Source organism: Corynebacterium afermentans subsp. afermentans, assembly GCF_030408355.1.
Taxonomy (GTDB): domain Bacteria; phylum Actinomycetota; class Actinomycetes; order Mycobacteriales; family Mycobacteriaceae; genus Corynebacterium; species Corynebacterium afermentans.
Genome location: NZ_CP046606.1, coordinates 1,340,032 through 1,353,157, shown reverse-complemented (window position 1 = coordinate 1,353,157; position 13,126 = coordinate 1,340,032). Strand labels below are relative to the sequence as shown.

Below are 13,126 nucleotides of genomic sequence, written 5' to 3'. Positions count from 1 at the left end.
CATGTCGAGCACCAAGGCAACTTCGACACACACCTCCACCGAGGCAGCGGACGCAAGTAACACCGTCGCCGCCCCCGTGAAAGCGAAGCGCTCGGCGGAGACGCTGTACGACGGCACCGGCGCCATCGACTTCGTTGGCCGCCGCAAGCTGTGGTACGGCATCACGCTCGCGCTTGTGGTGATCTCCCTGCTGGCCATGCTCTTTCGCGGCTTCAACATGGGCATCGACTTCGAGGGCGGCACCAAGATGACGATGCCGGCCGGCGAGCTCGTGGCCGAAGAAGTGGAGGAAACCTTCGTCGACGCCACCGGCGTGACTCCGGAGCTAACCCAGATCGTCGGTTCCGGCGACACCCGCACGCTTGAGGTCAACTCCGGGCACCTGACGCAGGAGCAGATCGACGCAGCGCGCCAGGCGATTTTCGACGAGTACCAGATTGAAGACCACAACGGCGAACCCAGCGCCGACGCGATCGGCGACTCCACGGTCTCCGAATCCTGGGGCTCCACCATCACCAACCGCATGCTGCTGGCAATGGCGGTCTTCCTCGTCGCTGCCGCCGTGTACGTGGCGGTGCGCCTGCAGCGCGAGATGGCGGCCGCCGCGATGGCCGCACTCATCGTGGACGGTGTGCTGATCGCTGGCATCTACGCACTGTTCGGGCTTGAAATCACCCCGGCGATGATCATCGGTCTGCTCACCGTTTTGACCTTCTCCCTCTACGACACGGTCATTGTCTTTGACAAGGTGCGCGAAAACACTTCTGGTGTGTTGGATTCGCGCCGCTCCACCTACGCCGAAGAGGCGAACCTGGCGGTGAACCAGACGGTGATGCGTTCTATCTCCACCTCCGTCATTTCTGCGCTGCCGATTGTGGCGCTGATGATCGTGGCCGTGTGGATGCTCGGCGTGGGCACCCTGAAGGATCTCGCCCTGATCCAGCTCATCGGCGTGATCGAGGGCATCTTCTCCTCCCTGTTCCTGGCCACCCCGCTGCTGGTGAGCCTGGTCAACCACAAGAAGAAGTACAAGGAGCACAACGCAGCCGTGGAGCGCTACCGCGCCCGCGGTGCCGGCGAGCTTGAAGACGAGGCTGCCGAAGAGGTTGTCCGCGAAAAGCGCCAAGTTGCCGCTCCGGTGCGCCGTGCCGGGAGCTCTCTCGACAGCGCTGATGGGGCTATCGGTTCCTCAACCTGGCGTCCGGGCAGGTAGACGGCGGTAAACCATGTCAGGACGTTTCACCCGTGCGGTCGCAGCGGTGGCTGCAGCGGCTGTGAGCATCTTCGCTCTAACCGCGTGCGACACAAGCGACAGTGAGAATGAAGAGTCGAAGAAGCTGTTCGGCTACCAAGCGCTCGGCGAGTTACGCACCACCAACTCTGGCACGTTGGAAGGTGCCACCGACCTAGCGGAGCAGCTTTCCGTGCGCCTGTATCCGGGGGTGTACGTGCCGGGGCCGAGCGGGCAGATGATTCCGAACACGGACTTGGTTACCACCCAGGTCCTGCCGAGCGATCAGCGCAAGGTGATCTACACGCTGTCCGACGCAGCAGTGTTTTCCGACGGCACACCGGTGACCTGTTCCGACTTCCTGCTCACGTTTACCGCGGGGCACTATCCCAGCATGTTCGGCTCCCACATGCCTCTGTTCGACGACACTGAGGAGCTGTCCTGCACCCCAGGGTCCAAGGAATTCACGCTCACCTTCAAGGAGAAGCGTGGCGCTCGCTGGCGCGGGCTTTTCGACGCCGGCACCGTGCTGCCCGCTCACGCAGTGGCGGCCAAGTTGGGCAAAAGCGTCGAAGAACTCGACAGCGACTTGCAGTCCAACGACTTTTCCCGCCTGAAGCCAATCGGCGACGTGTGGCGCCACGGCTTCAGTCTTGCCGAGTTCGATCCTGCACTGCAGGTGTCCTTCGGCCCGTTTAAGATCGCGGAGGTCGGGGAGCGGGGTGAAGTGACGCTAGTAGCCAACGAGCACTACTACGGTGATGCGCCGCAGACCCCGGAAATGGTGATCTGGCCCGGATCCGCTGATTCCGGCGAGTTGGCAGAGGACGAAGCGCTGCGCATCGGTGACTTGCGGCAGACCTCGCCTGCCTGGCACGATGTGGATGCCGAGGGCAACCGCCTCAGTGTTGACAGCCAGATCGGTGAACTTACAGAGTCGCTGACCTTCCCACTCGTCGGTATGTGGGCTTTCCACGAGAACCGCCAGGCGTTTGCCAAGTGCGTGGACCCGCGCGCCGTCGCAAAGGCATCGAGCGATGTTGCTGGCATTGACGTGCCGGTCACGCCGTTGCACGTGCTGCCCCACGCCGACCCGCTGTCCGCGCGCGTCAAGGACGTAGCGGCGTCGAACCTCGACGTGGACATTGAGGGCGCATCCGTGCTTTCCGGCACAGAGATCCGCATCGGCTACCCGTACCCGGACGCGCGTTTCGCCGCCATGGTGGAATCTATCCGCCGCACGTGCGAGCCCGCGGGAATTACGGTTAAGGACGTGACCGAGGGCGGAAAAACGCTCGCGGATCTGCCACGGGCGGAGTACGACGAGTGGGGCAACGAGACTTGGACCGACGGCGCGGCCGACGTAATTTTGCACGCCACGGACCCCATGCGGGAGTTCCCGTCCGCCAATAACCGCGCTCAGGAACTCGGTGCCTTGCGCGCCCAGGAAGGGCACCTGTGGAAGCAGTTGCCGTCAATTCCGCTCGCCGCGCAGCCCCGCACCTTCGCCGTAGATGGCGCAGTGCGTAACGTGGTGCCGTACACAGGTCTTGCCGGCATCGGCTGGAACATGGACCGGTGGCAGCTGAACACAGAAACAACCCCGGCCGAAAAGTAACAGGAGAATCCACACCAATGGCCCCCACACCTATCGACGGCAACCGCTACGCCACCGCCCGCGACGCCCTGAAGGACAAGATCCGTCACGTGCAGGACTTCCCGGAAGAAGGCGTCCTGTTCGAGGACCTCACCCCGGTGCTCGCAGATCCGGCAGCGTTGAACATCGTCATTGCGGAAATGGCCACCGCCAGCCGCAAGCTCGGCGCCGACCTCATCGGCGGCCTGGACGCGCGTGGATTCCTGCTCGGCTCGGCTGTGGCGTATGAGCTCGGCACCGGCATCCTGGCGATCCGGAAGAAGGGCAAGCTGCCGCCGCCGGTGATGACTCAGGAGTACACCACGGAGTACAGCTCGGCCGCGCTCGAGATTCCGGCTGACGGTGTGGATATCACCGGCAAGAGCATCGTGCTTGTAGACGACGTGCTGGCCACCGGCGGCACCCTCGTCGCCGCTCGAGACTTGATCGAGCGCGCCGGCGGCACCGTCGCAGGCTATGTGGTCGTCCTCGAGGTGCCGGGCCTCGGCGGGCGCAGCAAGCTTGGCGACGCCCCGCTGGTGGTTCTCGGCGAAGAGCACCCCGGGAACGCGTAGGCTTACGTTTTTAGTCGCGGGAGAAGTTCTGGAATCGGAGGCTAAGAGTGTCTGACAAGCCGGTGAAGAGGACAGGCCCCTCCGTGCGCAGCATGTCTGCCCGTCTGGCGCGGTCACTGACGGGCAACAGCCGGTCGAAGACAAACCCGGTGCTGGACCCGTTGCTGTCGTTGCACCGCAAATTCCACCCCAAGGCTGACGCGGAACTGCTCGACCGCGCGTATTCCACTGCGGAGCGCCTGCACGAGGGGGTTTTCCGTAAATCGGGGGATCCGTACATCACCCACCCGCTCGCGGTGGCGGCCATCTGCGCCGAAATTGGCATGGACACCACCACGCTGGTGGCTGCGCTGCTGCACGACACGGTGGAGGACACCGACTACTCCCTCGACGACCTCACCCGCGATTTCGGGCCCGAGGTGGCCAAACTGGTCAACGGCGTGACCAAGCTGGACAAGGTCGCGCTCGGCGCGGCGGCCGAGGCGGAGACCATCCGCAAGATGATCGTGGCGATGGCGGAGGATCCGCGCGTGCTGGTGATCAAGGTGGCTGATCGCTTGCACAACATGCGGACCATGCGCTTTCTGCCGCCGGAGAAGCAGGCGAAGAAGGCGCAGGAAACGCTCGACGTCATCGCCCCGCTGGCTCATCGCCTGGGCATGGCGAGTGTGAAGTGGGAGCTGGAAGACCTGGCTTTCGCCATCCTGCAGCCGAAGAAGTACGAGGAGATTGTGCGCATGGTCGCGGACCACGCGCCGTCCCGCGACAGGGCGCTGCGGGAGATCACCGACGTGCTGCAACGAGAGCTTGCCTCCAACGGCATCACCGCCGAGGTGATGGGACGGCCGAAGCACTACTGGTCGATCTACCAGAAGATGGCCGTGCGTGGTCACGACTTCAACGAGATCTTCGACCTGGTGGGCATCCGCGTGTTGGTAGAGACCGTCAACGATTGCTACGCGGCGATCGGCGTGGTGCACTCCCTGTACTCCGTGATGCCGGGCCGGTTCAAGGACTACATCTCCAATCCGCGTTTCGGTGTGTACCAGTCGTTGCACACCACGGTGATGACGCAGACAGGCCGCCCGCTCGAGGTGCAGGTGCGCACCCATGAGATGCACTACAACGCCGAGTTCGGCGTGGCGGCGCACTGGCGCTACAAAGAAACGAAGGGCTCGCACAAGGGCGACCAGTCCGAAGTGGATCAGATGGCGTGGATGCGCCAGCTGCTGGATTGGCAGAAGGAAGCAGCCGACCCGAACGAGTTTCTGGATTCCCTGCGCTACGACCTAGCGAGCCAGCAAATCTTCGCCTTCACCCCGAAGGGCGATGTGGTGGACCTGCCTGCTGGTTCCACCCCGGTGGACTTCGCCTATGCGGTGCACACCGAGGTCGGTCACCGCTGCATCGGCGCCAAGGTCAACGGCAAGCTGGTGACGTTGGAAACCGAGCTCAAATCCGGCGACAGGGTGGAGATTTTCACCTCCAAGGACCAGAACGCGGGACCGTCGCGCGACTGGCGGGATTTTGTGGTCTCCCCGCGCGCGAAGGCGAAGATCCGCCAGTGGTTTGCCAAGGAGCGCCGCGAGGAGCAGCTCGAGGCAGGCCGCGACGCGCTCGCCGCGGAGGTGCAGCGCGGCGGGTTGCCAATGCACCGTCTTTTCACCAACGAGTCCATGCGACAGGTGGCGACTCGCCTGCACTACCAGGACGTGGACGCGCTGTACACGGCGATCGGCGCGGGCAACGTCTCCAGTCAGCACGTCGCGCACCTGCTGATGGACATGTTCGGCGGCGACGACGACGCCGTTGATGCGCTCACGGCACGCACCCCGATGTCGGCGTTGGTGCGCCCGCAGGCCAGCGGCGACGGCCCCGCGATCCTGGTGGAAGGCAGCCCGGATGTGATGGCGAAGTTGGCTAAGTGCTGCCAGCCGGTGCCCGGCGACGCCATTTTCGGTTTTGTCACCCGCGGCGGGGGAGTGTCGGTGCACCGCACCGATTGCACCAACGCCAACAAGCTCAAGGGCGAGCCGGAGCGCCTGGTTGATGTCGAGTGGGCGAACCAGCGCTCGCACAAGAGCTCGTCGCGGGCCACCATCCAGCTGGAGGCATTGGACCGAAACGGCCTGCTCACGGAGACCACCGGGGTGCTTTCGGAGGCAAAGCTGCCCATCCTGGCCATGTCGTCTCAGGCGGGAGACGACCGCATCGCCATGATTCGTTTGACCATCGAGGTCTCCGATATTAAGCAGCTGGGGTCCATCATGAATCAGATCCGCAACATCGAGGGAGTCTTTGACGTCTATCGCGTCACTGCTTAGTGACGACCAAAGGTCCCCCTCACCCTCCTCTGAGCCGGCGCCCAGGTTTCCGGCAGGTGAATTGTTAGTGCACGCGAGGTTATTTCCCCAGTAAAAGTGAGCGCGGTCTGCGTGATTGCCCTGCGGGAACGCCGGAAAAGAGATACAAGGAAAGGACACCGTCCCCCGAATCCGAGGAGTTCCCCGTGTTTGATTTCCGCCGCGCTGGCGCGCTGATCGCCGCAACCACCACGACCGCCGTCGTGCTCACCGCAGCACCGTTCGTTGCAGCCGCCGAGGCTGACCAGGTCACGATCAACGTCGCCAACATCACCGACTTCCACGGTCGCCTGGAGTACAACGAGTACAACAAGGAGATGGGTGCCGCCAACGTCGCCGGCATCATGAACTACATCCGCTCCAAGAACCCGAACACCATTGTCACCAACTCCGGCGACAACCAGGGCGGCTCCGCGTTTATCTCCGCGATCTCCGACGATAAGTACACGATGGACTTCGTCAACGCCATCGGCACCGACGGCACCGCCGTGGGCAACCACGAGTTCGACAAGGGCTACCAGGACCTGATCGAGCGCATCATCCCGGGCACCAACGACAAGCAGATCGGTGCGAACATCTTCAAGGAGGACGGCACCCGCGAGGTCAAGCCGTACATCATCGTCGAGCGCGATGGCGTCAAGATCGCGCTGGTGGGCACCACCTCCAACCTGACCGTAGCCAAGTCCAACCCGGAAAATGTCAAGGGGCTGGACATCAGGGACTCCGCGCTGCAGGTCAACGAGGAAGCCAAGAAGATCAAGGACAATGGCGAGGCAGACGTCGTCATCGCTTTGATCCACGATCCGGCCAAGGAAGCCTCCGAGAAGCTCGACAAGGACTACGTGGACTTCGTCTTCGGCGGCGACTCCCACATCCAGGACATGAACGTGGACGCGGATGTTCCGTACTTCCAGTCCTACGAGTACGGCAAGATCGTCACTGATCTGGCGTTCACCTTCGACAAAGAGACGAAGGACATCGTCTCCCACTCCGCGGAGCAGTACGACATCACCGACTTGGAAAAGCTCGGTATCACTCCGGACGAGGAGGTCGAGGCTCTGGTCGAAAAAGCCAAGGCTGAGGCGGACGAGCTGGGCCAGAAGGTTGTGGCCAAGGTAGGCGATACCTTCCAGCGTGGCTCCAACCCGGGCGACAAGACCGGCACCAACCGCGGCACTGAGTCCACCGCCAACAACATGATCGCCGAGTCCGCTCTGGTCGCCCTTGAGAAGTTCCTCGGGGAAGACATCGACCTAGGTGTGATGAACGCGGGCGGCGTCCGCGACGACCTCAAGGAAGGCGATGTGACTTACCAGCAGGCCTTCAGCGTCCAGCCGTTCAGCAACAGCATCGATGTCGCAACCCTCACCGGCGCGGCAATTAAGGAGGCCCTGGAGAACCAGTGGCAGACCCCGGAGGCCGCAGAAAAGTCGGGCCGCCCGCGCCTGGACATGGGCCTGTCCGACAACGTCTCCTACACCTACAACCCGGACGCTCCGCGCGGTGAGAAGATCACCTCTATCTCCATCGACGGCAAGCCGGTGGAGATGGATAAGAAGTACCGCGTGGCAGCATCTTCCTTCCTCTTCGACGGCGGTGACGAATTCATCGACCCGGCCAAGGCGACGGAGCGCAACACCGTGGGCTACAACGACCTGCAGGCGTTCGTTGACTATCTCGATTCCGGCGCTGCCAAGATCCGCACGGGTCAGAAGGACGTCGGCGTTGTGCTCCCGGAGGGCGGCCTGAAGGCTGGCCAGAAGAACATCATCGAGCTGACCTCCCTGAGCTACTCCTCCGAGGGTGAGCCGATGGCGAAGACCGCTTCCGTCAAGCTGGGCGAGGCAACCGCCGAGGCCGAGGTGGACAACGAGGTCACCGACGCCGACACGGGCTTCGGCGAGCAGGGCCGCGCAAAGGTCGAGCTCGAGATCCCGGCCGAGGCCGCAGGTGAGCAGACCCTGGAGATCACCACCGACGCAGGCACCATGGTGTCCCTGCCGGTGACCGTCGCTCAGGCTGACAAGCCGGCAGAAGACGACGGCAAGGACAAGCCGGCAAAAGAGAACGGCTCCTCCGATGCGCCGATCGGTGTCATCCTCGGTGTGATCGCCGCTGTCCTGGTACTGGTGCTCCCGCTGGCACTGGCATTCCCGATCGACTCCGTGCTCGGCCCGATCGCGCTGCTGAACAACAACAAGTAAGACGAGCATGAGCATGATCTGATACAGGTTGCACGCGACAGCGCCGCCGGTTCCTCACAATTGGGAGTCGGCGGCGCTGCGGTATTGGGGGATGAAAAGAACCGGCTGCCTAGAACCGGTTACCTCTGGAAAAATCCGTTGGTAGCCGGTTGTAGGGAGCCGGTTGTGTCTACACGCAGCGGCGCGAGGACTAGCGTGCGAACTTGGCCGCGATGGAGAGCACCTGGGTGAGCATGCCGATGATCGCGGTGACCACGGCGATCCAGCTCTTCAGCTCCTCCGGGCTCATGTCCTCGATGGAGGATCCTTCTTCATCAGACGAGGACAAGCTGTCCTTGATGGTCTTCTTGTCAGAGTCCTTGTTGTTGGAGTCCTTGGACTTGCTCTGCGCGGTGTCGTTGACAGTGGGTGCAGCGTCGGCGACTGCGGCGCCGGAAATCATGACCGCGGTGGCGGTTGCTGCCGCTGCAAGGCTGGTGCGAAGCTTCATCGAATTTTCCTCACTCGTAAAAATGTGTGTTCTTCTCGGAATGCTAATGGGTGCGCTGGTGGTGCGCTACACCGGACAGCAGATTTTGAGGTGATTCCCAGAGCTACGTCGCTTCAGCGCGCGGAAGCGTTACTCCACCGTGCTACTTCACGGACGCCTTTTTGACGCGGACCTCGTCGGCCGGGGCGCCGCCCTGCTGACCACCTTCAACGCCAGCCTCGACGATCTTGTCCAGGGTGGCAAGACCCTCGTCGTCGATCTGGCCGAAGTAGGTGTACAGCGGCGGCAGCACGGAGTCGCCGTAGTTGAGGAAGAACTGGGAGCCGTTGGTGTCCACGCCGGCGTTCGCCATGGCGATGGTGCCGCGGTCGTAGCGCTGCGGCTCGCTGCTTTGCTGCAGCAGCATCGTCTTGGCCTGCATCATCTCTTCCTCCGAGGCACCCTCCGGGATGCCCGCCTCAGACAGGTCGATGCCCTCAAGCGCTTTGTCGGTGGGCAGCTCGTTAGCGAACTGGAAGCCCGGTCCGCCGGCGCCGGTGCCGGCACGGTCGCCGCACTGCAGCACCTTCAGGCCGTCGCCTGTAGTCAGGCGGTGGCAGACGGTGTCGTCGTAGAAGCCTTCCTCAGCGAGGTACTCGATGGCGTTGACGGTGCAGGGGGAGGCCGCACGGTCCAGCTCCATGCCGATCGGGCCCTGGTTGGTGTCCAGCTCAACGGTGAGGGTGCCCTCGGTGGACACTCCCTCAGTCTTCGGGGTGCCAACGCCGTCGCCGCCCTGCTCCGCAGCCTCGTTGTAGGCGCAGTTCACAGTCGGCGGCAGCGCCTGCTCGCGCTTAGTGGCGATCGGTTCGAACTCCGACGCGTCGAAAGGCTCCTGCTCCTCGGTAGTGGACTCGGAAGCAGCGGTAGTTTCGCTGGCAGCCAGGTCCTCGCCGCTGTCGTTGTTGGCCGCAAAGTAAATGCCGCCGCCGATCAGCGCGATCACTGCCGCGGAGATTGCCGCCACCGACCACGGGCGGGACTTTTCTTTGCGGTCGCGCGAGTCCAGCTCGCTTTTCAGGTGGGACAGGGCTTCTTTGCCGCGCTGTTCGTTCGATGCCACTGGGGTTTACACCTCGCCAATTTGTTGGGATGGGCGGAGCTGGACGTCGTTAAGCATCCGCCCCTTGAACGGCTAGAAAGCCTATCAGCACCGATATAGTGGCCAGCATGAGAATCGCCGGTTTCGCCGCAGGACCTTTTCAAACCAACTGCTATGTCGTTGCTCATGGGGATCGCGCGTTTGTGATCGACCCGGGGCTGGGCGCGCACGAGGCGGTGAGCCAGATGGCGCAGGAGCAGGGGCTGACCGTCGAGGCGGTGGTGCTCACGCACGGACACATCGACCACATCCGCGATGCCGCTGCGTTCGGAGTTGAGACGTTCATCCACCCCGCCGACGCGTTCATGCTGCTGCGCGGCGAGGGGGTCAGCGAGCAAGCACGCCAGCTTTACGACGCCTCCGCCATGCCCCCAATCGACAACCCCACGCCGCTCGAGGGTGGGCAAGCGCTGCAAGTCGCGGGCGTGGAGTTGCGCGTGGTGCACGCACCGGGGCACTCGCCGGGCTGTGTGATGCTTGTTGCCAACGATGTGGTCTTCTCCGGAGACGTGCTGTTCCGCGGGTCTATCGGCCGTACGGACCTGCCGGATTCGGACCCGGAGCAGATGCGTCAGTCCCTCCGCGATCCGGTGTGGGATCTGAGCGACGAACTGCAGGTGCTGCCTGGCCACGGCCCGGCTACGACGGTAGCGCAGGAGCGCGCAACCAACCCGTACCTGCGCCAGGCCAACTCGGACCGCTAAACGGGTACTCGCTCCGGGCGGGGGAGGGCTGGACTAGACTTGCCCGGTGTGAGCGAGAACAAGAACGACCAGTTTCAGAAGCTTTCCGCCCCGAAGGGTGTGCCGGATTACGCGCCGCCGCAATCGGCGGCGTTTATCCATGTGCGCGACGAGTTTGCCCGCCAGGCGCGCATCGCCGGCTACCAGCACATCGAGCTGCCGGTGTTCGAGGACACGACGCTCTTCGCCCGCGGTGTGGGCGAGTCCACCGACGTGGTGAGCAAGGAGATGTACACCTTCGAGGACCGCGGCGGCCGCTCCGTCACGCTGCGCCCGGAGGGCACTGCCGGCGTGATGCGCGCGTTTATCGAGCACAACATGGACCGCGGCTACCTGCCGGTGAAGCTGAACTACTACGGCCCGTTCTTCCGCTACGAGCGCCCCCAGGCCGGCCGTTACCGCCAGCTGCAGCAGGTGGGCGTGGAGGCCATCGGCATGGACGATCCGCTGTTAGACGCTGAGGTCATCGCGTTGGCCGACCGTAGCTACCGTGCTATCGGCCTGAGCGGGTTCCGCCTCGAGCTGACCAGCCTGGGCGATAGGAACTGCCGGCCGGCGTACCGCGAGAAGCTGCAGCAGTTCCTCTTCGACCTGCCGTTGGACGAGGAAACCCGCAAGCGCGCGGAGATCAACCCGCTGCGCGTGCTGGACGACAAGCGCGAGGAAGTCCGCGAGATGACCGCGGATGCGCCGCTGATGCTGGACCACCTCTGCGACGATTGCCGCGCCCACTTCGACGCTGTCACCGCGGCTCTGGACAGCTTCGGTGTGCCGTACGTGATCAACCCCCGCATGGTGCGCGGGCTGGACTACTACACCAAGACCACTTTCGAGTTCGTCCACGACGGCTTGGGCGCGCAGTCCGGCATCGGCGGCGGCGGCCGCTACGACGGCTTGATGGCCCAGATCGGCGGCCCGGATCTGTCCGGCATCGGCTACGGCCTCGGCGTCGACCGCGCCGTCCTCGCCCTTGAGGCTGAGGGCGTCGAGCTGGAAGAGGCTTCGCACCGTGTGGACGTGTTTGGCATCGCCATCGGCGACGAGGCGCGTGTGAAGATGAGCAAGCTTATCGACGAGCTCCGCGCCGCCGGCGTTTCCGCCGACATGTCCTACGGGCAGCGCGGACTCAAGGGCTCGATGAAGGGCGCCGATCGCGCCGGTGCGAAGTACGCGCTCGTGCTCGGCGAGCGCGAGTTGGAGGCCGGCGAGGTGGCTGTGAAGGACCTCGCGCAGCACTCGCAGGAGTCCGTGGCGCTGTCAGTCCAGGCCGTGACCCAGGCGATCGCCAGCGGGGGAGCCGACATTTAGCACTCGGTGATGTTCACCGGCAGGCCCAGTTGCACTGCAAGGCCGCCCATGGACGTCTCCTTGTACTGCGTCATCATGTCGCGGCCGGTGGCGGCCATGGTCTCCACCACATCGTCGAGGGTGACGATGTTGGTGCCGTCGCCGAGCTTGGCCAGACGGGCTGCGTTGATGGCCTTCACACCGCCGATGGCGTTGCGCTCGATGCAGGGCACTTGCACAAGCCCGCCGACGGGGTCGCAGGTCAGGCCGAGGTTGTGCTCGAGGGCGATCTCCGCGGCGTTTTCCACCTGGGCAGGCGTGCCACCCAGCGCGGCGCACATGCCGGCGGCCGCCATGGATGAGGCAGAGCCGACCTCGCCCTGGCAGCCCACCTCAGCACCTGAGATGGATGCGTTGGTCTTGATAATGGAGCCGACTGCGCCCGCAGTGAGCAGGAAGTTGCGGGCGCGCTCGACGGTGAAGTCGTCGGTGAAGTCGCGGCAGTAGTGCATCACCGCGGGGATGATGCCGGCGGCGCCGTTCGTCGGCGCGGTGACCACCTGGCCGTGCGCTGCGTTTTCCTCGTTGACGGCCAGCGCGTAGAGGTTGACCCACTCCATCGCGTCCAGCCCGCGGGCGGTGGACGCTTCGTACTCGGCGGTGAGCAGGCGGTGGAGACGGTTCGCGCGCCGCCTGACGTTCAGCCCGCCGGGCAGGGTGCCCTCAGTCTTCAAACCGTGTGCGACGCATTCCTGCATCACGTTCCACACCGCGTCCAAGTGGGCGTCGAGTTTTTCACGGCCGTGGATGGACTCTTCGTTGGCGCGCATGATTTCGGCGATGGTCAAGCCGGTCTCGTCGCAAAGCTGCATGAGCTCCGCTGCGGTGTTGAAGGGATAGGGCACCGACGGAATCTCACGGGCGGAGGCCACGCCGGTTTCGTCGCGGTGCGCCTCCATCTCCCAGCGGTCCTGGATGAAGCCGCCGCCGACGGAGTAGTAATCCTCGCGCTCGGCAAGCACATTGCCGTTAGCATCCCACCCGTCGAAGATGAGGCAGTTCGGGTGCGCCGCCACAGGAGCGGGGTCGAACCGCAGCACGTATTCGACGGTGCCGGCGGGCCCGGAAATGCTGCCGGTGGCGGGAATCGGCTCTCCCGGTTTCGGCTCGACATCAGCCGACGTGGTCGTGGGGGTGTAGCCGACAAGGCCCAGCAGCGCTGCGCGGTCGGTGCCGTGGCCGACGCCGGTGGCCGCGAGAGATCCGCGCAGCTCCACCAGCACCTTGGCCGGGAAGCTGTCGAGATTGCGTATGAACGTTTGGGCGGCGCGCATCGGACCGACGGTGTGGGAGGAAGACGGGCCGATGCCAATGCTGAACAGGTCAACAACGCTTACAAAGTTTGCAGACATGTCGCGGATACTACAGCACGAAAAGGTGTGCAGCGCCACAGCGA

Annotated in this window: 10 protein-coding genes; 7 read left to right on the top strand and 3 right to left on the bottom strand. The window is 64.1% G+C overall.

Features of this window, described 5'->3' with window-relative positions:
* Position 1: 1 nt before the first annotated feature.
* The 5 genes from secF to CAFEA_RS06425 all read left to right on the top strand — a co-directional run bounded on the left by secF (position 2) and on the right by CAFEA_RS06425 (position 8,009).
* Positions 2–1,213, top strand: coding sequence for a protein translocase subunit SecF (secF, locus tag CAFEA_RS06445; RefSeq protein ID WP_076589869.1), 1,212 nt, complete (start codon positions 2–4; stop codon positions 1,211–1,213).
* A 13-nt stretch (positions 1,214–1,226) separates the two neighbouring features.
* Positions 1,227–2,849 carry an ABC transporter substrate-binding protein gene (locus tag CAFEA_RS06440; protein WP_063936791.1) on the top strand — a complete coding sequence of 541 codons (1,623 nt, stop codon included), beginning with the start codon at positions 1,227–1,229 and terminating at the stop codon, positions 2,847–2,849.
* A gap of 17 nt (positions 2,850–2,866) precedes the next feature.
* Positions 2,867–3,442, top strand: a complete 576-nt coding sequence (locus CAFEA_RS06435; RefSeq protein ID WP_063936790.1) for an adenine phosphoribosyltransferase — start codon at positions 2,867–2,869, stop codon at positions 3,440–3,442.
* A 92-nt stretch (positions 3,443–3,534) separates the two neighbouring features.
* Positions 3,535–5,766 (top strand): RelA/SpoT family protein, encoded by a 2,232-nt coding sequence (locus tag CAFEA_RS06430; protein WP_051106379.1) that lies wholly within the window; start codon positions 3,535–3,537, stop codon positions 5,764–5,766.
* A 185-nt stretch (positions 5,767–5,951) separates the two neighbouring features.
* A complete protein-coding gene (locus tag CAFEA_RS06425; RefSeq protein ID WP_063936789.1) occupies positions 5,952–8,009 on the top strand; it encodes a bifunctional metallophosphatase/5'-nucleotidase in 2,058 nt (685 codons plus the stop codon).
* A gap of 190 nt (positions 8,010–8,199) precedes the next feature.
* On the opposite strand, the gene CAFEA_RS06420 is transcribed toward CAFEA_RS06425, so the two are convergent.
* Both CAFEA_RS06420 and CAFEA_RS06415 read right to left on the bottom strand, forming a co-directional pair.
* A complete protein-coding gene (locus tag CAFEA_RS06420) occupies positions 8,200–8,499 on the bottom strand; it encodes a hypothetical protein (protein ID WP_063936788.1) in 300 nt (99 codons plus the stop codon).
* Positions 8,500–8,641: 142 nt separating this feature from the next.
* Positions 8,642–9,601, bottom strand: coding sequence for a peptidylprolyl isomerase (locus tag CAFEA_RS06415; protein WP_063936787.1), 960 nt, complete (start codon positions 9,599–9,601; stop codon positions 8,642–8,644).
* Between the two features lie 107 nt (positions 9,602–9,708).
* On the opposite strand from CAFEA_RS06415, the gene CAFEA_RS06410 reads away from it, so the two are divergent.
* Together CAFEA_RS06410 and hisS are read left to right on the top strand one after the other, a co-directional pair.
* Complete coding sequence (locus CAFEA_RS06410; protein WP_172796697.1) at positions 9,709–10,344, top strand: MBL fold metallo-hydrolase; 636 nt, start codon at positions 9,709–9,711, stop codon at positions 10,342–10,344.
* 48 nt (positions 10,345–10,392) lie between these two features.
* Positions 10,393–11,691 carry a histidine--tRNA ligase gene (gene hisS, locus CAFEA_RS06405; RefSeq protein ID WP_063936785.1) on the top strand — a complete coding sequence of 433 codons (1,299 nt, stop codon included), beginning with the start codon at positions 10,393–10,395 and terminating at the stop codon, positions 11,689–11,691.
* On the opposite strand, the gene CAFEA_RS06400 is transcribed toward hisS, so the two are convergent.
* Positions 11,688–13,082, bottom strand: coding sequence for an L-serine ammonia-lyase (locus CAFEA_RS06400; protein ID WP_063936912.1), 1,395 nt, complete (start codon positions 13,080–13,082; stop codon positions 11,688–11,690). The two genes, hisS and CAFEA_RS06400, sit on opposite strands and share 4 nt — an antisense overlap.
* Positions 13,083–13,126 lie beyond the last annotated feature (44 nt).

What these genes read in the sequence shown, in the direction of transcription:
- secF (WP_076589869.1), top strand. Translation starts at nt 2, where the DNA reads ATGTCGAGCACCAAGGCAACTTCGACACACACCTCCACCGAGGCAGCG.
- CAFEA_RS06440 (WP_063936791.1), top strand. Translation starts at nt 1,227, where the DNA reads ATGTCAGGACGTTTCACCCGTGCGGTCGCAGCGGTGGCTGCAGCGGCT.
- CAFEA_RS06435 (WP_063936790.1), top strand. Translation starts at nt 2,867, where the DNA reads ATGGCCCCCACACCTATCGACGGCAACCGCTACGCCACCGCCCGCGAC.
- CAFEA_RS06430 (WP_051106379.1), top strand. Translation starts at nt 3,535, where the DNA reads ATGTCTGCCCGTCTGGCGCGGTCACTGACGGGCAACAGCCGGTCGAAG.
- CAFEA_RS06420 (WP_063936788.1), bottom strand. Translation starts at nt 8,499, where the DNA reads ATGAAGCTTCGCACCAGCCTTGCAGCGGCAGCAACCGCCACCGCGGTC.
- CAFEA_RS06410 (WP_172796697.1), top strand. Translation starts at nt 9,709, where the DNA reads ATGAGAATCGCCGGTTTCGCCGCAGGACCTTTTCAAACCAACTGCTAT.
- CAFEA_RS06400 (WP_063936912.1), bottom strand. Translation starts at nt 13,082, where the DNA reads ATGTCTGCAAACTTTGTAAGCGTTGTTGACCTGTTCAGCATTGGCATC.